This window comes from Mycobacterium sp. 1245801.1 (assembly GCF_001673055.1).
Classification (GTDB): Bacteria; Actinomycetota; Actinomycetes; order Mycobacteriales; family Mycobacteriaceae; genus Mycobacterium; species Mycobacterium europaeum_A.
In genome coordinates this window covers 55,998-75,511 of sequence record NZ_LZKY01000063.1, presented here as the reverse complement: position 1 = coordinate 75,511, position 19,514 = coordinate 55,998, and the positions used below count along the sequence as shown (strand labels likewise).

The window sequence follows — 19,514 nt, the reverse complement described above, 5'->3', positions numbered from 1 at the left end:
TCTCGCGCGCACGCCGGTTGCCGGCCCCGGTTACCCCGGGCGGTTTAAAAACCGCATGTCGCGGGATACCTCACCTACAACATCGACTTCGCCGGGCAGAATTCTCAGGCCTGCGAGAACCAGAAAGCAGGGATTCGGCAGCTTCATGATGTCCAAGAACAGCGATCAGTTCGTCGGCCGGATCCTGCGGGTCAGCCGGCCTCGCCGACTCTTGCTCGCGGTCTGCGTGATCGTCGCCGCGGTGGCCGCGATATACGTTGTGTCGACCACACATTGTCTGGGCGCTCACTGCGGGCAGGGCGGCGCGCCCGCGAAAACCGCTGGGCCGGCGCAGATAACGATCACTCCCGCCCCCGACTCGCATGACGTCGACCCGGTCGCCCCGGTCACGGTCAAAGCCGAGAACGGAACCCTGACCGGTGTCGAGATGGTCAACGAGAGCGGCAAGCCGATCGAGGGCGTCATGACACCCGACAACACGGTGTGGAAGCCGACGGTCCCGCTGGGCTACGGACGCACCTACACCCTGACCGTCACCAGCAGTGGCGTCAGTGGTGTTGCGGCCAAGCAGGTTTCGTCGTTTTCCACGCTGAAGCCGTCCAATCAGACCAAGGTGTCGTTCACCGCCACGTCGGAGGCCGCGCTGCGCGACGGCGGCACCTACGGCGTCGGAACGGTGATCGTGGCGCACTTCGACGAGAAGATCGCGGATCGCGCCGCCGCCGAGCGACAACTGTCGGTGACCACAAACCCGAAAGTCGAGGGATCCTGGTACTGGGTCGACGACCAGAACGCTCATTGGCGGCCCGAGCACTACTACGCGCCCGGCACGACCGTCACCGCGGAGGCGAAGATCTACGGAATAGCGTTGGGCGACGGCCTGTTCGGGCAGGACGACACCAAGGTCTCGTTTCGGATCGGCGACGCACACGTCTCGATCGCCGATGACGCCACCCACCAGGTCAGCGTCTTCGACAACGGAAACCTGGTGCGCACGATGCCGACCAGCATGGGAATGGGCGGCACGGAAAACGTCGGCGGCAAGACTATCTCGCTGTGGACCCCGTCCGGGGTCTACACGGTGCTGGACAAGGGCAATCCCGTCATCATGGACTCCTCGACCTTCGGCCTACCCAAGAACTCCCGGCTCGGATACCGCGAAACCATCAACTGGGCGACCAAGATCAGCAGCGACGGCATATATCTGCACGAACTCGACGCGACCGTATGGGCCCAGGGCCACCGCGACACGTCGCATGGCTGCCTGAACCTCAACGCCGACAACGCGAAATGGTTCTTCGACTTTTCGGTACCGGGCGACGTAGTCGAGGTCCGCAACAGCGGCGGGCCACCGCTGACGCTGGCCCAGAACGGCGACTGGACGCTCAGCTGGGACGACTGGCGCAAGGGCAGCGCCCTGAAACCGACCTGAGCCCGCAGGTGATCCACCTCATTCGTCGCCTCGTGTTGTGCCCCACTTCACAATAAACTCTTGACTCGTTCCAATTAAGGCGTCATATTGGTGGCGTGTCATCGACGGCCGATTACGCGGGCAGGTTGCGGATGGCCGATCTGCGGGTCACCCGGCCCAGGGTTGCCGTGCTGGAAGCCGTGGACGCCAATCCGCACGCCGACACCGAGACGATCTTCTCGGCGGTACGGGTTGGCCTGCCCGATGTTTCGCGTCAAGCCGTGTACGACGTGCTCAATGCGCTGACCACCGTCGGTCTGGTTCGGCGCATCCAGCCCCTGGGCATGGTCGCGCGCTACGAATCGCGCGTCGGCGACAACCACCACCACGTCGTGTGCCGATCCTGCGGGATCATCGCCGACATCGACTGCGCCGTCGGTGACGCTCCCTGCCTGACGCCCTCGGACGACGACAACGTTCTCGATGGCTTCGTTCTCGACGAGGCCGAAGTCATCTACTGGGGCCTGTGTGCCGATTGCTCGACGACAGGTTCTTAGATCACAGCCCGTGATCGCAGCCCGATTCACCCACCCTCGAAAGGAATGCTGTGTCATCTGATACATCCGCCAGCCGCCCTCCCCAACCCGACGCCGGGTCGGCTAGCAACAGCGAAAGCGAAAACCCAGCAATCCCTTCACCGCAGCCCAAGTCGAGCGCCCCGCGGACCAACCAGGACTGGTGGCCCAACCAGGTCGATGTGTCGCGCCTGCACCCGCATGCTCCCCAGTCCGACCCGCTCGGCGAGGACTTCGACTACGCCGAGGAGTTCGCCAAGCTTGATGTCGAGGCGCTCAAGGCCGACATGATCAAGCTGCTGACCACCTCGCAGGACTGGTGGCCCGCCGACTACGGCCACTACGGTGGCCTGTTCATCCGGATGAGCTGGCACGCCGCCGGCACCTACCGCATCTATGACGGCCGCGGTGGCGGCGGCCAGGGCATGCAGCGCTTCGCTCCGCTCAACAGCTGGCCGGACAACGCGAGCCTGGATAAGGCGCGCAGGCTGCTGTGGCCGCTGAAGAAGAAGTACGGCAACAAGATCTCCTGGGCGGACCTGCTGCTGTTCGCCGGGAACACGGCCCTGGAATCCATGGGGTTCAAGACGTTCGGCTTCGCCTTCGGCCGCGAAGACGTCTGGGAGCCCGAGGAGATTCTCTTCGGTGAAGAGGAAGAGTGGCTGGGAACCGACAAGCGCTACTCGGGTGAACGCGACCTCGCGCAGCCCTACGGTGCCACCACTATGGGTCTGATCTACGTCAATCCGGAAGGCCCCGAAGGCAAGCCGGACCCGGTCGCGGCGGCGATCGACATCCGCGAGACCTTCGGCCGGATGGCGATGAACGACGAGGAGACGGCCGCGCTGATCGTCGGCGGCCACAGCTTCGGCAAGACGCACGGTGCCGGCGACGCCGACCTGGTCGGTCCGGAACCTGAGGCAGCCCCGATCGAACAGCAGGGGCTGGGCTGGAAGAGCTCGTTCGGCAGCGGCGTGGGCAAGGACGCCATCACCAGCGGCCTCGAGGTGGTCTGGACGCCGACGCCGACCAAGTGGGACAACTCCTTCCTGGAGACGCTGTACGGCTACGAGTGGGAGCTCACCAAGAGCCCCGCCGGGGCCTGGCAGTTCACCGCCAAGGACGGCGCGGGCGCCGGGACCATTCCGGATCCGTTCGGTGGGCCGGGGCGCGCCCCGACGATGCTGGTCACCGACATCTCGTTGCGGGAAAGCCCGATCTACCGCGACATCACGCGGCGCTGGCTGGACCACCCCGAGGAGCTGGCCGACGCCTTCGCCAAGGCGTGGTACAAGCTGCTGCACCGCGACATGGGACCGGTCACCCGCTTCCTGGGGCCGTGGATTCCCGAACCGCAGCTGTGGCAGGACCCGGTGCCGGCCGTCGACCACGCGCTGGTCGACGAGACGGACGTTGCGGACCTGAAGAGCAAGGTCCTGGCGTCCGGTCTCTCCGTTCAGCAGCTGGTCAAGACCGCCTGGTCGGCCGCGGTCAGCTACCGCAACACCGACAAGCGCGGTGGCCCGAACGGCGGGCGGCTGCGACTCGAGCCGCAGCGGAGCTGGGAGGTCAACGAGCCCTCCGAACTCGACAAGGTGTTGCCCGTGCTGGAGCGGATCCAGCAGGACTTCAACGCCTCGGCCTCCGGCGGGAAGAAGATCTCGATCGCCGACCTGATCGTGCTGGCCGGTTCCGCGGCGGTCGAGAAGGCGGCCAAGGACGCGGGCTACGAGATCTCGGTGCATTTCGCCCCTGGGCGCACCGACGCCTCGCAGGAGAGCACCGACGTGGAGTCGTTCGCCGTGCTCGAACCGCGGGCCGACGGGTTCCGCAACTACGCGCGGCCCGGCGAGAAGGCCCCGCTCGAGCAGCTCTTGTTGGACCGGGCCTACATGCTCGGTGTGACCGGTCCGGAGCTGACGGTGCTCGTCGGCGGGCTGCGCGCGCTGGGCGCCAACCACGGCGGCAGCAAGCACGGTGTGTTCACCGACCGGCCGGGCGCGTTGACGAACGACTTCTTCGTCAACCTGCTCGACATGGGCACCGAGTGGAAGGCCTCGGAGACCGCGGAGAACGTCTACGAAGGGCACGACCGGGCCTCCGGCGAGCTCAAGTGGACCGCGACCCCGAATGACCTTGTGTTCGGCTCGAACTCGGTGCTGCGCGCGCTGGCCGAGGTTTACGCCCAGGACGACAACCACGGCAAGTTCGTGGAGGACTTCGTCGCGGCGTGGGTGAAGGTCATGAACAACGACCGGTTCGACCTCAAGTAAGACCCGGTCACCGGCAAGAAACGGCACCCCGCGAGCCATGCGCTCGCGGGGTGCCGTTCCTTCATGCCGCCCTCTCTCATGGACGATGCGCCCGCGATCTCGCGACACGTAAACCACGCACACGACACGCCGCGATCGGTCGCCCTGGTTTATGTCTCGTGCGGCGGAGAAGGACTTCTAGGTCAGCGATCCAGGTCCCACTGCCCGAAATCGGCGGCGAGGACATCGTCGACGTCGACATTGATGCCGCCCAGCAGCGGGCCCGGATTTCCCGGGCTGTTGACGACCGTTTGGTAGAGCACAGCGGCGGGTTCGCGCTCGCCGTGCGACCACGACCTGGTCTGCCACGCCCACTGGTGCCCGGCGCTGGTGGACGGCCCGATCACCCCGTCCCTGATGGCCCACCCGCACGCCCGGGCATGCCCGTAGATGCCGGTGCGACCCACACCCAGCACCGAGTTGATGCCTCGAAACCATTGGACGGCAACGCTATTCCACGTGTTGGCGTCGATGTCATCGTCGACGCTGAAAAAGATCGGGGCCGAGTTCGGGCCGCCGGCCGCCGAGTGCAGCTGCATGGCCGTGTGGGCGTCCGCGACGCCGCCGTCATAGCCGCGGGTGAGATCCGACGGGTCCGGCCAACCGGGCTTGCCGTATTGGAAGTTGCTGACGATATGCAGGCCCGCCGCGCGCAGCGCATCGGCGTACTCCCGGGTCAGCGGCTTGGCTTCGAAGTTGGCGCCCGGCCGCGACTGCGACACGTAGTTCACCACGCCGTCATAGCCCGCCGACTTGATCTCCTCCGGTGCGATCCTGCGCTCGGCGAAATCGATCAGCCTCATGCCGGCCGCCGAGGCTTTCGGGGCGGCGGGGCTTGCCGCCACCGCGCCCAGGCTGAGCAGGGCCGGCGCCACGACATAGGCGCCGGCGTATTTGAGGACCTCGCGCCTCGACGGCGACCACCGATCGCCGCGTCCACCCGGTCCGGCCGAATCCCGCACCGCGCGATGGTAACAAAAGGCACGGGCCTTCCTCAGAGCGATCTTCGCCGGTCAGCGCCGCTGGGCCGAGGCGCCTCGCGTGCGGAACCGACCGGTCGGAAAGCGGGCGGACACCGGCCAGTGGCATGATCTTTGCGTGTCGGACATCCCGGGGGCCGCCTGCGCGAGGGACGGTGGGTTTCCGGCTCGTTGCGCACGATTAGGTGATCGAACTATAGTCTGGACACATGTCCAGTTTGCTGTCGCGGAGTTCGGGAGTCCGTTGACCGCGATGTATTCGGCGCCATTCCGCGGTCATTTTCCAGCAAAGAAGAGTTGAGTATGCGAATTGCCCTGCTGTCCTACCGTAGTAAGACACATTGCGGCGGACAGGGCGTCTACGTGCGCCATCTCAGCCACGGCCTGGTGGAGCTCGGCCACGACGTCGAGGTGTTCTCCGGCCAGCCGTATCCCGACCTGCTCGACCCGCGGGTCCGGCTCACCGAAGTGCCCAGCCTCGACCTGTACCGGGAACCCGACCCGTTCCGGGTGCCGCGGCCCAGCGAGATTCGCGACTCGATCGACCTGCGGGAATTGCTCACCACGTGGACCGCGGGCTTTCCCGAACCGCGGACGTTCACGATGCGGGCCGCGCGGTTACTTGCCCAGCGCACAGCCGATTTCGACGTCGTCCACGACAACCAGAGCCTGGGCACCGGATTGCTGCGCATCGCCGAGGCGGGACTTCCCGTGGTGGCCACCGTGCACCACCCGATCACCCGCGACCGGGTGCTGGATCTGGCGGCAGCGCGATGGTGGCGAAAACCGTTGGTGCGCCGCTGGTATGGGTTCTTGGACATGCAGCAGGAGGTCGCCCGCCACATCCCCGACCTGTTGACGGTCTCCTCGTCGTCCGCGTCCGACATCATCGCCGACTTCGGCGTCGCGCCCGACCAACTCCACGTGGTGCCGCTGGGCGTGAACACCGAACTGTTCAAACCGGGATCGGGCCCCCGCGAGCCCGGCCGCATCATCGCGATCGCCAGTGCCGATACCCCGCTCAAGGGCGTCCGCACCCTGCTGCAAGCGGTCGCCCGGCTGCGCACCGTGCGTGATCTCGAGCTGCGGCTGGTTGCCAAGGTGGAACCCAACGGCCCGACCCACAAACTCATCGCCGAACTCGGGATCTCCGACATCGTGCACATCACCAGCGGGCTGTCCGACGCCGAGCTGGCCGCCCTGTTCGCCTCCGCGGAGGTCGCCTGCATTCCGTCGCTCTACGAAGGCTTTTCGCTCCCAGCCGTGGAAGCCATGGCCAGCGGCACCCCGATCGTCGCCAGCCGGGTCGGTGCCCTGCCGGAAGTCCTCGGGACCGACGGTGCTTGCGCCGAACTGGTGCCGCCCGCCGACGTCGATGCGCTGACCCACGCGCTCGGTGAACTGCTGGACTCACCGGAAAAGCGCCGCAGCCTCGGGAAGGCGGGACGAACCCGCGCCGTCAACGTCTTCAGCTGGGAAGCCGTGGCCGCGCAAACCGTTCGGGTCTACGAGCGGGCGATCGCACGCAACGCGCAGAGCGAAGCGCCATGCTGACAGTCGATTTCGACCGGCTGGGGATCGGACCGTCGAGCAAGGTCATCGACGTGGGTTGCGGAGCCGGCCGGCACGCGTTCGAAGCGTATCGCCGCGGCGCCGACGTCGTGGCCTTCGATCGCGACGAGGCCGAATTGCGTTCGGTGGACACCATTTTGCGCGCGATGGCCGAAGCCGGCGAGGCGCCCGCCGGTGCCTCGGCGAAGGTGGTCGTCGGTGATGCGCTGAAGTTGCCCTACGCCGACGAGACGTTCGACTGCGTCATCGCTTCGGAGATCCTGGAGCACATTCCCGACGACGACGTGGCGATCGCCGAGCTGATCAGAGTGCTCAAAGCCGGTGGCACGCTGGCGGTCAGCGTCCCACGGTGGCTGCCCGAGCGCCTGTGCTGGTTGCTGTCCGACGAGTACCACGCCAACGAGGGTGGCCACGTACGCATCTACCGGGCCAGCGAGCTGCGCGGCAAGATCGCCCGCGACGGAATGGCACTGACCCACACCCATCACGCCCATGCGCTGCACTCCCCGTTCTGGTGGCTCAAATGCGCTGTGGGAGTGGAGAACACCGACCACCCCGCAGTGACCGCCTACCACAAGCTCCTGGTTTGGGACCTGATGCAGCGGCCCAAGATCACCCAGCTGGCGGAGTCGCTGCTCAACCCGCTGGTGGGCAAAAGCGTAGCGATGTACTTCGTCAAGCCGCAGGAGGCGAAAAGCCAGGCGACTGAGGGATATTCAGTTGCATCGGTCTAGTGTGCCAGCCGTTGCGGGGGTGTTGACTCCCGAGCAGTGCCGCCAGACCGCGCTTTCCATCGCCGCCGCACAGGAATCGACTGGTGCCATCCCCTGGTTCGAGGGCGGGCACACCGATCCGTGGGACCACATCGAGTGCGCGATGGCGCTGACCACCGCCGGACTGCTGGAGCCGGCGCGCGCCGCGTTCGACTGGAGCCGGCGCACCCAGCGCTCGGATGGATCCTGGCCCATCCAATTCCGGTCGGGGGTCATCGAAGACGCCAACAGCGACAGCAATTTCTGCGCCTACATCGGCGCCGGGGTGTGGCACCACGTGCTGGTCACCGGCGACGAGTCATTCGCGGCGGAAATGTGGCCGGTGGTGCACAAAGCAATCGACTTCGTCATCGACATGCAGGTCGGTTACGGCGAGATCGGTTGGGCCCGAAGCGAAGCCGGTGTGTTGCCGGAGGCCCTGCTGACCGGGTGCTCGAGCATCTACCACAGCATCCGCTGTGCGCTTGCCCTGGCCGCGTTGGTCGGCGACCCGCAGCCGGAGTGGGAGTTGGCGCTCGGCCGTCTGGGGCACACCATCTCCGCGCATCCCGAGGTGTTCACCGAAAAGGACCGCTACTCGATGGACTGGTACTACCCCATCCTCGGTAGCGCCTTGCGTGGCCCGGCGGCGGCCGCGCGCATCAAGCAGCGTTGGGATGCCTTCGTGGTCGACGGCCTGGGCATCCGGTGCGTCGGCGACCGCCCGTGGGTGACGGGTGCCGAAACCTGCGAGCTGGTGATGGCGCTGGACGCGATCGGGCAAAGCTCCGACGCCCACCGTCAGTTCGCCGCGATGCAGCATCTGCGCGAGGACGACGGATCTTATTGGACGGGACTGGTTTTCGCCGACGGCAAGCGGTGGCCGGAAGAGCGCACCACATGGACGGGCGCGGCCGTGATCTTGGCGGCGGACGCCCTGTCGAACACCACCGCCGGTGCGGGCATCTTTCGCGGCGACGAACTGCCACTGGGTTTGCAGACCGACTTCGACTGCGAATGCGTGGTCACCGGCCCCGGCCGGTAAGCCCCGGGCTGGCTAGACCCGCTCCCCCGGCTGACCGCTGACTCGTTCGAGCAGCCGCAACGATCCGGTGGCCGATACCTCCCGGAACTGTCCGGAATCGAGTGCGCGGCAGTAGATGTAGTAGGGCGGGCGCCCGCCGTCCTTCGGGTCGGGAAATACGTCGTGGATGACCAGCGCCCCACCGGGGGCGACCCACTTGGCCCAGCCGTCGAAGTCCTGGTTCGCGGCGGCTTCGCTGTGGCCGCCGTCGATGAACAGGAACTGCAGCGGCGCCCGCCACGCCCGTGCCACCAGCGGCGACTTGCCGACGATCGCGACGACGTGATCGTCCAACCGGGCGGTGTCGAGCGCCCGGCGAAACGTCGGCAGCGTGTCGAACAGGCCCGTCACCTCGTCCACCATCGACGCGTCGTGATACTCCCACCCGGCCTGGTGCTCCTCGGACCCGTGGTGGTGGTCGACCGTGTAGAGCACGCTGCCGGTTTGTTGGGCGGCCGCACCCAGCAGCAGGGTGGATTTGCCGCAGTAGGTGCCGATCTCGACGCCCAGACCGCCGCCGAGATACCGCAGCGCGGCGTCGTACAACGCGCGCCCCTCGTCGGCCGGCATGAAACCTTGTACCTGCTCGGCCAGCGCGAACAAGCGCTCGGGCGCACTCGCGTCGACGTGACTCATCAGCTGAACCTATCGCCTCGATCGCCGCTGCCGACACCGTGGTCGCTGTTCGCGCTCAGCGATCACCGGAGCTCTGTTGACCGGGTGTGCGGCGGCCAGAGCGCCTTCGCCTTAACATCATGGACGTGCGCGCCTTGCTTATCCGCAAATTTGCTGGTGTCGGACTCGCCGCGGTCACGGCCGCGGCCGTCGCGTTGCTGCCCGCCACGGTGCTGCCGCCCGGGGCCCCGGGGGCGGCGCCACCGGCCGCGGCCGCGAACTGCCCGCCGGTACAGGTCGTGTTCGCCCGGGGGCGCAACGAATCGCCGGGGCCGGGTGTGCTGGGCAACGCGTTCATCAGCGCCCTGCGGTCCAAGGTGAACAGGACCGTGGGCGTGTACGCCGTGCAATATCCCGCCGACACCGAGGTCGCCCAGGGCGCCAACGACATGAGCCACCACATCCAGGACATGGTCAACAGCTGCCCAGACACCAGGTTGGTGCTGGGCGGTTATTCGCTGGGCGCGGCGGTCACCGACGTTGTGCTGGCGGCGCCCATCGGCGCGTTCGGTTTCGACAGCCCGCTGCCGCCGGGCATCGATCAGCACGTCGCCGCCGTCGCCCTGTTCGGCAATGGCAGCCAATGGGTGGGTCCGATCACCAACTTCAGTCCCGTCTACAACGACCGGACCATCGAGTTGTGCCACGGTGCCGATCCCATCTGCAACCCCGCCGACCCGAACACGTGGAAGGAAAACTGGCCGCAGCACCTCGCCGGGGCCTACATCGACGCGGGCATGGCCAATCAGGCCGCCGACTTCGTCGCCAACAAGCTCTGAGTCAGGCGGCCGCCGCTTGCGTTTAGCCCGGCACAGACGGGTACTAGGAACTCCAGGTGCGCGCGGAGGGACTAGCCATTGCCGGATGACCAGATCGTCGACCTCAGATCCGCGCTGGCGCGACTGGCGCGCCACGACAAGCAGCTGATCGAGACCGACCATCCGATCGACCCGATCGGGGAACTCGCCGGCGTCTACCGCCGCATCGGCGCCGGCGGCACCGTCGAACGACCGACGCGCATCGGACCGGCCATGATCTTCAACAACGTGACCGGCTTTCCGGGCTGGCGGGTGCTGGTCGGGTTGATGGCCAGCCGCAAACGCGTCGGCATCCTGCTCGAGTCGCCGGCCGACCGGCTTACCCAACGCATGGCCGATGCCTACGAAAACGCCTTGGGCCCAGCGGATTTCACTGGTGACAATGCGCCCTGCCAAGAGGTGGTCCATCGCGCCGATCACCCGGACTTCGATCTGCGTACCCTGCTGCCCGCGCCCACCAACACCGACCTGGACGCGGGGCCGTACTTCTGCCTGGGTTTGGTGCTGGGCAGCGACCCCGAACTGGGCACCGATGTCACCATCCACCGGCTGTGCGTGCAGGGCCGTGACGAGATGACGATCTTCTTCGCACCCGGCCGCCACATCGACGCCTTCCGGCAACGCGCCGAGGCCGACGGACGCAAGTTCGAGATCACGGTCAACATGGGCCTGGACCCGGCGATCCCGCTGGGCGCCACGTTCGAGGCGCCCACCACCCCGCTCGGCTACGACGAGCTCGCCATCGCCGGCGGCTTGCGCGGCAAACCCGTCGAACTGGTCAAGGGCGTCACGGTCGACCAGAAGGCGATCGCCACGGCCGAGGTCGTCATCGAGGGCTACATCATCCCCGGCGAACGGCAGGCCGAAGACCAGAACACCCACACCGGACACGCCATGCCGGAGTTCCCCGGCTATGACGGCCCGGCCAACCCGGCCTTGCCGGTGATCAAGGTGACCGCGGTGACCACCCGCACCGATCCGATTCTGCAGACCCTGGTGGGCCCCGGCGAGGAGCACGTCAGCCTCGCCGGAATCCCCACGGAGGCCAGCATTTTCCACGCCCTGCACGCCGCCATGCCCGGCTTCGTCACCGACGTCTACTCCCACAGCGCCGGCGGCGGTAAGTTCCTGGCCGTCCTCAAGTGCAACAAGACCAAGGCCTTCGATGACGGCCGCGCGCGCCAAGCCGCGCTGGTGGCGTTGGGCGTCTATTCGGAACTGAAGAACGTCATCCTGGTCGACGGCGACGTCGACATCTTCGACAGCGACGACGTGCTGTGGGCGATGCAGACCCGGATGCAGGGCAACCGCGACATCGTCACCATTCCCGGGGTGGCCGGTCATGTTCTGGACCCGACCCAGCAGCCCGAGTACGACCCGACGCTGCCGGCCAAGGGCACCACGTGCAAAACGATTTTCGACGCCACCGCACCGTTTCGCATGCAAGCCCAGTTCGAACGGGCGCACTTCCGCGATGTCGACCCCCGCCCGTATGCCCCCGATCTGGACTTGGAGTATCCGTGATGACCCAGCCGAACCAGCCCGACCGCGTCATCGTGGGCATCACCGGAGCCACCGGAATCGTCTACGGCGTGCGGGCGCTCGATGTGCTGCGCAGCGTCGGCATCGAAACCCACCTCATCGTCACCCGTGCCGGGCACCTGACCCGCGCCTACGAAACCGATCTCACCCGGGAGCAGATCGAGGCCCGCGCCGACCACGTGTACAGCGTCACCGACGTCGGCGCCCCCATGGCGTCGGGTTCCTTCCTGACGCGGGGCATGCTGATCGCGCCCGCATCGATGCGCAGCGTGGGCGAGATCGCCAACGGCGTGTCCAGTTCACTGCTGTCCCGGGCCGCCGACGTCGTCCTCAAGGAGCGTCGCCGCCTGGTGCTCATGGTGCGCGAGGCTCCGCTGAACCTGATCCACCTGCGCAACATGGCGACGATCAGCGAAGCCGGCGGCACCATCTTCCCGCCGGTGCCGGCCTTCTACTTCCGGCCCACCAGCCTCGAGGACATCGTCGATCACTCCGTCGGCCGGGCCCTGGACCAATTCGGCATCCACACCGATGTCTTCCCGCGCTGGGACGACGACCTGCGCCGGACCGTGATGCAACACGAGATGCAACACGAAACGCCGGAAGTGCCGGAATCGCAGAAAGCACCGGAAGTGCCGACGGGCCACGCCTAACGCAGGTTGGTGGGGTTGAGGTCGTCGGGCATCTGCTGGCCGGCGTCCTCGTAGGCCTTCTTGATCGCGGCCATCGCCGGCGCGCCGTAGTCGCGCTTCTTCGCGACCACCATGTCGTAGCTGGTGCGCAGCGAATCCAGCTGGCCGCGGAATTCGGGAATCACGTGGCGGCCCATCAATTCGTAGCTGCGCAGCGTGGCCTCGCGGTCCGCCCAATCCCCGGCCAGCACCAAAAAGCCCCCGAACCCGCCGGTGATGTTCTGCAACCGGTGCAGGGCCTCGATCATGTCGTCGGGTGTGCCCACGATGGCGGCGTCCTCCTCGATCTCCTGCTCGAGCGTGTAGTCGTTCTTCAGCCCGGCGACCCGTTTGAAGTATCCGACGCGTTCGGCCTCGCGCCCCTCGATCACCTCGGCCTTGGCCTGTTCGCGGGTGGGCGCGAGATGGGCCCGGATCACCAGGCGCCATTCGTCGCGGCGCAGTTGCTTGCCGCTTTCGGCGGCGGCCTTCTCGCCGAGCGCCCAGTGCGCCGCCAGGTCCTTCTTGCCGCCGATCAGGCCGGCGCCCAGCGATAACACCCCCACGCCGTGCGTGCCCGCGGCCGTCATGCCCGACGGCGAGGTGCTGGACGCGACGGCGATCGGCATCGACCCGTTGACCGGAAGCAGCTGCAGCCGAGCCTCATTCAGGGTGAACCAGTCGCTGTGATGGGTGACGACCTCACCGGCGAGCAGCCGGATGATCACGCCCAGGGCCTCGTTCATCCGCGGGCGCTGCGTGCTGGGATCGATGCCCATCATCGTGGCGTCGGAGATCAGCGCCCCGGGCCCCACGCCCAACATGGCCCGGCCGTGGGTCAGGTAGTCGAGCTGCACGAACCGGTCGGCCACCATCATCGGGTGGTGATACGGCAGGCTGACGACCCCGGAGCCGAGCTTGATCCGCCGGGTCCGTTGCCCGGCGGCCGCCAGGAACATCGCCGGATCGGCGATGTTCTCCCATGCCGCCGAGTGGTGCTCGCCCACCCACGCCTCGTCGAAGCCCCACCGGTCGCACCATTCGATGAGCTCGAGGTCCCGCTCGTAGGTGGTCAACGGGCTCTCGCGGACCGGGTGGTAGGGCGCGATGAATGTTCCGAACCTCAACATGCCGTCCTGCTCCTATGATCTACGTCAACGTTCATGTTCAACTGATGACAGCAAGGGGCGCCTCGATGCTCGATCCCGCCGCATACCGCACCATCGATGTCGCCGTGGACGGCGCGACCGCCGTCGCCGTGCTGACGCTGAACCGGCCGGACAAGGCCAACGCCGTCGACGACGTGATGCATTCGGAGCTGTCGCGGGTGTTCGCGGCGGCCCAAGACGACGTCCGGGTGCGCGCCGTCGTGCTGACCGGGGCGGGCCGGACCTTCTCCGCCGGCGGCGACGAGTCCAGCGATCGGCAGTACGCGTCCAGTTCGGGACGGACCCCGATCGAGGAGGCGCGCCACATCGTCGACGACATCGTCGGGCTGACCAAGCCGCTCGTCGCCGCCGTCAACGGCCACGCCATCGGGCTGGGCGCGGTGCTGGCCACCCTGGCCGACGTCTCCTACGTCTCGGAGCGGGCGAAACTCGGTGACCTGCATGTGCACGCCGCGCTGCCGGCGGGCAACGGGGCCGCGGTGATCTGGCCGCTGCTGGTCGGGCTCAACCGCGCCAAATACTTGCTGATGACCGGCGAGGTCCTCACCGCGGCGGAGGCCGAACGCCTCGGGCTGGTCACCCGCGTCGTCCCGCCGGCCGATGTGGTGCCGTCGGCGCTGGCGATGGCGCAACGACTCGCCACGCTGGCCCCCCAGGCGGTGCAGGGCACCAAGGCCGCGGTGAATCGGCTCCTCGCGATGGCCTCGGGCGCGGTCCTGCCGTTCTCCCTCGCGCTCGAGGCGGCCGCCATGGAGCATGACGACTTCCGCGCCGCGATGGCGAAGTTGGGCCGCGCGTGAGGCTTGCATCAATAGGGACGCTAGGACCCTCCCTGGGAATTGTCAACGTCAACGTTCACGTTGACAAGCGGGTTAATCCTCAGGTCAGTCCCCCGGATGGCGTATTTTGACAACGCGACACCCGCACACCAGGAGGCCGACGATTCCCGCCGCACGCCAGCAGAGCGACAACGCGCGGCGCCGCCACGAGCGGCGCACGGCTGACCGCCGCGCGTCCAACGAGCGCTGGCAGACCATCCTCAAGGGCGCCGCGGAGGTGTTTCGCCGAGAGGGGTTCGCCCGCGCCCGGCTGGAGGACGTCGCGGTCGAGGTGGGCATCAACCGCGCCTCGCTCTACTACTACGTGGGCACCAAAGAGGAATTGCTGGTCGCGCTCATCGAGCAGCCGGCCTACGAGATGACCCGGCACTGCCGCGACGCGCTCGAATCGGATGCGCCACCCGAGCAGAAGCTGCGTCGCGCGCTGGACTCCTACATCAGCGACTTGGCCACCTATCCCGAGCTCTTCCTGCTGTTCGGCGAAAGTCAGCACATCGCAACGATTCCGGAGGCACAGGGCATCGTCGCCAACGCCGACGCCTACGGCAAGACGCTGCTGGCGATCATCGAAGAGGGTGTGGCCGGGGGCGTGTTCCGCTCGGATCTGGATCCTCGGCTGGCCATGCTCGGCATCCTGGGCATGCACAACTGGATCCACCGTTGGTATGTCCCCGGCGGGCGCAACTCGCTGACCGAGATCGGCGACGCCTTTGCGGCCATGGTGCTGTCCAGCCTGCGGCCCTGATCCCCAGACTGTACGCAATCGCACCCTCTGTGCGGCGACGAACTGCGTTGACGCGGCGCTTGAGCCTAGGATTGAATGCAATCTGCAGTAATGCTTGGTCCATGCCGTCAGCCGAGAGGAGACGCGATGCCGCGTCTGAAGCCGATTCCGCGCGATGAAGTCACCGACGAATTCACGTTGAAGATGTATGACTTCATGTTCGGCGACCGTGACCCGGTGGCCGAGCCCGGCACGGTGGGCGGCACTCCGGGCAACTGGTGGACGGTGATGGCGCAGTCCCCCGCCGCGCTGCGCCACGCCGTGCGCGGCTTTCGCCTCTACCGCGAAGAGGTGTCCATCCGCGCCGATCACCGCGAGCTGGGCCAGATCCGGGCGGGCTGGGTGGTCGGCAGCCAGTTCGTCTTCTCCCAACACTGCAAGGCGTGCCGGTCGGCGGGGTTGTCCGAGGAGAAGATCGAGGCGATCCCGTCCTGGCAGACGGCGGACTGTTTTGACCCGGCCGAGCGGCTGCTGCTGGCCTACACGGATTGCCTTGCGGGACAGCACGGCCGGGTGCCCGAGCGGCTGATGACCCAGCTGCGGGAAGTTTTCAGCGACACCGAGATCCTCGAATTCACCTACACCACCACCATGTACGTGATGCACGCGATCATGTCCCGGGCATTGCGGCTGGAATTCGACGATGTCGACGACCCGACCGTCGAGGTCGTCGACCCGGAAGGCGGCGGTGTGCTCGACATCGGCGCAGCGACGTCCGGGGGTGACTGAGGTGAGCGAGATGGACGGCCGCTCGCAGCTGGCGTACCGGCTGATCAGGCGTGCCATCGCCGAGGGCGAGTTCGAGCCGGGCTCGCGCCTGGTCGAACAACGCATCGGCGAGATGTTCGACCTGTCCCGCACCCCGGTGCGAGAAGCGTTGCGGGCCTTGGCCGCCGACGGCCTGGTCACCATCGAGCGCAACCGCGGCGCCATCGTGGCCACCATGTCCGAGACCGACATCCGCGACCAGTACGAACTGCGCGCCCGCCTGGAGTCGCTGGCCGCCGAACGCGCCGCGACCCGGATGCGCGACGATGGCATCGCGGCACTGGACGCCGCGATCGTCGAGTTCGACCACGGCATCGAGCTGGTATCGAAGGGTTCGGCCGACGCCGGGCTGCGCCGGATCACCGCCGCCAACAGCGCCTTTCATCAGGCCATCGTGGTGGGCGCCCAGCATCGGCGGCTATCCGCTCTGCTGGAGCACGCCGTCGATATCCCCCTGGTGTATCAGGTGTTTCGGCATCAGACGCGGGAGGAACGGGAGCGGTCGAATCTGTTCCACCGCATGGTGCGCGACGCGATAGCGGCGGGGGAACCGCTGCGCGCCGGTGCGCTGATGGCCGAGCACATCCTGCAGGGCCGCGATTCCCTGCTGTCGTTGAGGTCGCAGCGGGGTCGCGAGACCGAAACGCACGCTTCGTGACCGTCGGCCTCGGTGACCGGTTTCGGCTGGACGGCCGCGTCGCCGTCGTGACCGGGGCGACGTCCGAATTGGGGCTGGCGATCGCGCGAGCGCTCGGGGCGGCGGGCGGGCGAATTGCGTTGGCAAGCCGGCGCCTCGATGAGCTCGAAGGGCGCTGCGCCGAACTGCGCGACGACGGCATCGACGCCGCCGCCTTCCGGGTGGACGTGAGCGATCACGAATCGTGCACGGCGGCAACGGATCTGATCATCGATCGGTTCGGCGGCGTGGACGTGCTGGTCAACAACGCCGGTGTGGGCACGGCCGCACCGGCGACGCGCGAGGACCCGGCGCAGTTCCGGCGCACCGTCGAGGTCAACCTGATGGGCGCCTACTGGATGAGTCAGGCGTGCGGGCGATCGATGCGGCCCGGTTCGGCCGTGGTGATGATCAGCAGCATCCTGGGGCTGACCACGACTTCGCTGCCGCAGGCCGGCTACGTGTCGAGCAAGGCGGGGCTGCTGGGACTCACCCGCGACCTGGCCCGACAGTGGACCGGCCGCAAGGGCATTCGGGTCAATGCGGTGGCGCCGGGATTCTTGTCGACCGGCCTGACCGAACTCACCCCCGACGGGTTCAACGACGACTTCGTCGCCACCCGGGTACCGGCGGCGCGGTTGGGTGAACCCGACGAGGTCGCCGCCGCGGTGCTGTTCCTCGCCAGTCCGGCGGCCTCATTCGTCAGTGGTGCCGTGCTGCCCGTTGACGGTGGCGCCCTGATCACCTGACCGGCGAGCGAACAGCAGGCCGCGCAGGTGTTCGGTGACGGCGGGGTCGATCAGTTCCGGCTCGTAGAGCAGGTCCGGCGGGAAGTACAGCACGATCTCGTCGATGCCCGCCTGCTGCCACCCGGCCACCCATTCGTCGAACGCCTGCACCGACGACCAGATGGGGTCGGCCGTGGTGGCCGGGCTGCCGGCCAGAATCTGGCGACGGATGGTCGCGGGGTCGCGGCCGGATTCGGTGCAGAACTCGTCGAGGGTGGCCGATCGCCGCGCGGTGAGCTCCAGCAGCCGCGGCGACGACAGCCCCCATCCGCCGAACGAGCTCCAGATATCGCCGAACCGGGCCACCAGCTGCAGGCTCGAACGGGCATGCGCGGCAACACAAATCGGGGACCGGGGCCGTTGCAGCGGCGGCGGTCGCAACCGGAAATCACTCACCCGGTAGTGGGCGCCGGAAAAGTCGACCGGTTCGGCGCGCAGCAGCGCATCGATCAGTTCGACCGCTTCGGCGAATCTCTCCGCGCGTTCCGCGCGCGGCCAGGCCGCGCTGCCGACCATTTCGTGGTCGGTGGGGGCATAGCCGGCGCCGAGGCCCAATTGCAGCCGCCCACCCGACATGTTCTCGACGGTGAGGGCCTGGCGCGCCAGCATCACCGGGTGCCGCAGAACGACGTTGGACACCAGCGGCCCGAGCAGGATCCGGCGGGTGCAGTTGGCCAGACCGGCCAGCGTGGTGAACGCTTCGAACCAATTCGACCTGGGTGCTTGCGGATTGGCGCCGTGATCGTCGATCCAGAGGCTGCGAAAGCCCATCTCCTCGGCCCGTTCGCAGCGGTCCACCAGCGTGGCCCAGGAGACATTGGGAAACAGCAGCGCCCCGAAGTCGGTCACCGGCCCGCGGGCAGGGTTTTGGTGTGGGCTTCGTCCTCGGCGCGGCGACGGGCGTCGCGCTCCTGCAGGAATTGCTGGGTGGCACCGACGATCGCGTTGGTGATGTTGCCCATCAACGTCTCCCGGTGAAAGATCGTCCAGTCGCGGCTGCGTTCCAGCGGCTCGAGGCAATCCTGAAACACCGGCATGACGTAGCGGCTGATCATCTCGTAGGAGCGCAGCGTGGCCTCGCGGTTGGCCCACTCGTGGGCCATCAACAGATAGGTGCCGAAGCCGCCGGATTGCCGCTGCAGCCGGCGCAGCTGCTCGATCGCCATGTCGGGAGTGCCGATCACGCCCACGCCGGTCTCATTGACGGCAGACACGATGTCTTCGCCGGGGTCGAAATCGCCCAAAATCGGTATGGCCCCGACGTTTTGGAAGTAGTCCACCCACTGCGCCAGACCCACCTCGACATCCTTGCGGGCCTGTTCCACGGATTCGGCGATGTGCATCGGCCCGCACATCCGCCAGCCCTGACGGCTCACCGTGGTTCCGTGCGCGGCGGCGGTTTCGGTTGCGGTGCGCCAGTTGCGGGCCAGCGCATCGAAGGCCTTCTTCTGGGTGGCCGCGATCGAGAGCAGTCCGATGCCGAACTTGCCGGCGGCCACCGGGCCCGACGGCGACGCCGTCACCGCCACGCTGACCTCGATGTTGGGCTTGCTGTACGGGCGCAACTGCAACCGGGCGTCACGCAGCCTGAACCAGTCGGTCTCCCGGTTGACCGGGGCTTCGTCGCGCCACAGTTCGAGCACCGCCTCTAGGGATTCGAGCATCATGTCGCGCTGACGGGTGGTCTCGATGCCCATCATGTAGGCGTCGCCGGGCAGCGCGCCCGGTCCGACGCCGACGATCAGGCGCCCGCGGGTCAGGTGGTCGAGTTGCACCATGCGGTCGGCGAACATGAACGGGTGGTGATACGGCAATGAGGCCACCCCGGTGCCCAGCCGGATGCGCTTGGTGCGGGCCGCGGCCGTCGCGATCATCAGGTCGGGCGCGCCGATGATTTCTGTTCCGCCCGAGTGGTGTTCGCCGAACCACGCCTCCTCGTAGCCGAGTTCCTCGACTGCTTCGACCAACTGCAGGTCGCGCTCGAATGCGAGCGTCGGATTGTCGCCGACCATGTGGTACGGCGCGATGAAGACACCAAAGCGCATGGCCTGAATCTACGTCTACGTTCACGTTCATGCAAGCAGCCGCCGTCGTGACG

The 19,514-nt window shown here is 67.4% G+C and carries 19 protein-coding genes; 14 read left to right on the top strand and 5 right to left on the bottom strand.

Translation table 11 applies throughout. The features are described 5' to 3' along the window. The first annotated feature begins 145 nt into the window (after positions 1-145). The 3 genes from A5622_RS03755 (at position 146) to katG (ending at position 4,259) form a co-directional block, all read left to right on the top strand. Complete coding sequence (locus A5622_RS03755) at positions 146-1,432, top strand: Ig-like domain-containing protein (RefSeq protein ID WP_066876747.1); 1,287 nt, start codon at positions 146-148, stop codon at positions 1,430-1,432. Positions 1,433-1,527: 95 nt separating this feature from the next. Beyond that, a complete protein-coding gene (locus A5622_RS03750) occupies positions 1,528-1,968 on the top strand; it encodes a Fur family transcriptional regulator (RefSeq protein WP_156749292.1) in 441 nt (146 codons plus the stop codon). 50 nt (positions 1,969-2,018) lie between these two features. Beyond that, positions 2,019-4,259 (top strand): catalase/peroxidase HPI, encoded by a 2,241-nt coding sequence (gene katG / locus A5622_RS03745; RefSeq protein ID WP_066863153.1) that lies wholly within the window; start codon positions 2,019-2,021, stop codon positions 4,257-4,259. Positions 4,260-4,441: 182 nt separating this feature from the next. Here katG and A5622_RS03740 read toward each other — a convergent pair whose 3' ends face one another. After that, positions 4,442-5,260 (bottom strand): DUF1906 domain-containing protein, encoded by an 819-nt coding sequence (locus A5622_RS03740; protein ID WP_066876745.1) that lies wholly within the window; start codon positions 5,258-5,260, stop codon positions 4,442-4,444. 321 nt (positions 5,261-5,581) lie between these two features. On the opposite strand from A5622_RS03740, the gene A5622_RS03735 reads away from it, so the two are divergent. The 3 genes from A5622_RS03735 to A5622_RS03725 are packed head-to-tail and all read left to right on the top strand — an operon-like array spanning position 5,582 to position 8,647. Next, positions 5,582-6,832 (top strand): glycosyltransferase family 4 protein, encoded by a 1,251-nt coding sequence (locus A5622_RS03735; protein ID WP_066863159.1) that lies wholly within the window; start codon positions 5,582-5,584, stop codon positions 6,830-6,832. Continuing rightward, positions 6,826-7,584: a class I SAM-dependent methyltransferase gene (locus A5622_RS03730; protein ID WP_066863162.1), complete on the top strand. Its 759-nt coding sequence runs from the start codon at positions 6,826-6,828 to the stop codon at positions 7,582-7,584. Before A5622_RS03735 ends, A5622_RS03730 begins: the two co-directional genes overlap by 7 nt. Beyond that, entirely contained in the window at positions 7,571-8,647 is a 1,077-nt protein-coding gene (locus tag A5622_RS03725) for a prenyltransferase (protein WP_066876743.1), read from the top strand. Before A5622_RS03730 ends, A5622_RS03725 begins: the two co-directional genes overlap by 14 nt. Positions 8,648-8,659: 12 nt before the next feature. On the opposite strand, the gene A5622_RS03720 is transcribed toward A5622_RS03725, so the two are convergent. Continuing rightward, complete coding sequence (locus A5622_RS03720) at positions 8,660-9,322, bottom strand: class I SAM-dependent methyltransferase (RefSeq protein ID WP_066863167.1); 663 nt, start codon at positions 9,320-9,322, stop codon at positions 8,660-8,662. Positions 9,323-9,441: 119 nt separating this feature from the next. Here A5622_RS03720 and A5622_RS03715 point away from each other — a divergent pair, with 119 nt between their 5' ends. The 3 genes from A5622_RS03715 (at position 9,442) to A5622_RS03705 (ending at position 12,374) form a co-directional block, all read left to right on the top strand. Continuing rightward, positions 9,442-10,140 (top strand): cutinase family protein, encoded by a 699-nt coding sequence (locus tag A5622_RS03715; protein ID WP_156752826.1) that lies wholly within the window; start codon positions 9,442-9,444, stop codon positions 10,138-10,140. 78 nt (positions 10,141-10,218) lie between these two features. Beyond that, positions 10,219-11,703: a UbiD family decarboxylase gene (locus A5622_RS03710; RefSeq protein ID WP_066876741.1), complete on the top strand. Its 1,485-nt coding sequence runs from the start codon at positions 10,219-10,221 to the stop codon at positions 11,701-11,703. Continuing rightward, positions 11,703-12,374, top strand: a complete 672-nt coding sequence (locus A5622_RS03705) for a UbiX family flavin prenyltransferase (protein WP_066876739.1) — start codon at positions 11,703-11,705, stop codon at positions 12,372-12,374. Before A5622_RS03710 ends, A5622_RS03705 begins: the two co-directional genes overlap by 1 nt. On the opposite strand, the gene A5622_RS03700 is transcribed toward A5622_RS03705, so the two are convergent. Continuing rightward, positions 12,371-13,522, bottom strand: a complete 1,152-nt coding sequence (locus A5622_RS03700) for an LLM class flavin-dependent oxidoreductase (protein ID WP_066876735.1) — start codon at positions 13,520-13,522, stop codon at positions 12,371-12,373. The genes A5622_RS03705 and A5622_RS03700 overlap by 4 nt on opposite strands. A 44-nt stretch (positions 13,523-13,566) precedes the next feature. Here A5622_RS03700 and A5622_RS03695 point away from each other — a divergent pair, with 44 nt between their 5' ends. The 5 genes from A5622_RS03695 to A5622_RS03675 all read left to right on the top strand — a co-directional run bounded on the left by A5622_RS03695 (position 13,567) and on the right by A5622_RS03675 (position 17,377). Next, positions 13,567-14,361: an enoyl-CoA hydratase/isomerase family protein gene (locus A5622_RS03695; protein ID WP_197507942.1), complete on the top strand. Its 795-nt coding sequence runs from the start codon at positions 13,567-13,569 to the stop codon at positions 14,359-14,361. A 106-nt stretch (positions 14,362-14,467) separates the two neighbouring features. Then, positions 14,468-15,145, top strand: a complete 678-nt coding sequence (locus tag A5622_RS03690; protein WP_231997928.1) for a TetR/AcrR family transcriptional regulator — start codon at positions 14,468-14,470, stop codon at positions 15,143-15,145. Positions 15,146-15,271: 126 nt separating this feature from the next. Continuing rightward, positions 15,272-15,913: a carboxymuconolactone decarboxylase family protein gene (locus A5622_RS03685; RefSeq protein WP_066876734.1), complete on the top strand. Its 642-nt coding sequence runs from the start codon at positions 15,272-15,274 to the stop codon at positions 15,911-15,913. A gap of 10 nt (positions 15,914-15,923) precedes the next feature. Next, positions 15,924-16,610 (top strand): GntR family transcriptional regulator, encoded by a 687-nt coding sequence (locus A5622_RS03680; RefSeq protein WP_066876865.1) that lies wholly within the window; start codon positions 15,924-15,926, stop codon positions 16,608-16,610. Beyond that, positions 16,607-17,377 carry an SDR family NAD(P)-dependent oxidoreductase gene (locus tag A5622_RS03675; RefSeq protein WP_066876732.1) on the top strand — a complete coding sequence of 257 codons (771 nt, stop codon included), beginning with the start codon at positions 16,607-16,609 and terminating at the stop codon, positions 17,375-17,377. Before A5622_RS03680 ends, A5622_RS03675 begins: the two co-directional genes overlap by 4 nt. On the opposite strand, the gene A5622_RS03670 is transcribed toward A5622_RS03675, so the two are convergent. Both A5622_RS03670 and A5622_RS03665 read right to left on the bottom strand, forming a co-directional pair. Continuing rightward, the gene (locus A5622_RS03670; RefSeq protein WP_066876731.1) at positions 17,324-18,265 is read right to left on the bottom strand and encodes an LLM class flavin-dependent oxidoreductase; all 942 of its coding nucleotides are present in this window, start codon (positions 18,263-18,265) and stop codon (positions 17,324-17,326) included. The genes A5622_RS03675 and A5622_RS03670 overlap by 54 nt on opposite strands. Beyond that, the gene (locus tag A5622_RS03665) at positions 18,262-19,461 is read right to left on the bottom strand and encodes an LLM class flavin-dependent oxidoreductase (protein WP_066876730.1); all 1,200 of its coding nucleotides are present in this window, start codon (positions 19,459-19,461) and stop codon (positions 18,262-18,264) included. Before A5622_RS03665 ends, A5622_RS03670 begins: the two co-directional genes overlap by 4 nt. Positions 19,462-19,514 lie beyond the last annotated feature (53 nt).

What these genes read in the sequence shown, in the direction of transcription:
- A5622_RS03755 (WP_066876747.1), top strand. Translation starts at nt 146, where the DNA reads ATGATGTCCAAGAACAGCGATCAGTTCGTCGGCCGGATCCTGCGGGTC.
- A5622_RS03735 (WP_066863159.1), top strand. Translation starts at nt 5,582, where the DNA reads ATGCGAATTGCCCTGCTGTCCTACCGTAGTAAGACACATTGCGGCGGA.
- A5622_RS03730 (WP_066863162.1), top strand. Translation starts at nt 6,826, where the DNA reads ATGCTGACAGTCGATTTCGACCGGCTGGGGATCGGACCGTCGAGCAAG.
- A5622_RS03720 (WP_066863167.1), bottom strand. Translation starts at nt 9,322, where the DNA reads ATGAGTCACGTCGACGCGAGTGCGCCCGAGCGCTTGTTCGCGCTGGCC.
- A5622_RS03715 (WP_156752826.1), top strand. Translation starts at nt 9,442, where the DNA reads ATGGACGTGCGCGCCTTGCTTATCCGCAAATTTGCTGGTGTCGGACTC.
- A5622_RS03705 (WP_066876739.1), top strand. Translation starts at nt 11,703, where the DNA reads ATGACCCAGCCGAACCAGCCCGACCGCGTCATCGTGGGCATCACCGGA.
- A5622_RS03700 (WP_066876735.1), bottom strand. Translation starts at nt 13,522, where the DNA reads ATGTTGAGGTTCGGAACATTCATCGCGCCCTACCACCCGGTCCGCGAG.
- A5622_RS03695 (WP_197507942.1), top strand. Translation starts at nt 13,567, where the DNA reads ATGACAGCAAGGGGCGCCTCGATGCTCGATCCCGCCGCATACCGCACC.
- A5622_RS03685 (WP_066876734.1), top strand. Translation starts at nt 15,272, where the DNA reads ATGCCGCGTCTGAAGCCGATTCCGCGCGATGAAGTCACCGACGAATTC.
- A5622_RS03680 (WP_066876865.1), top strand. Translation starts at nt 15,924, where the DNA reads ATGGACGGCCGCTCGCAGCTGGCGTACCGGCTGATCAGGCGTGCCATC.
- A5622_RS03665 (WP_066876730.1), bottom strand. Translation starts at nt 19,461, where the DNA reads ATGCGCTTTGGTGTCTTCATCGCGCCGTACCACATGGTCGGCGACAAT.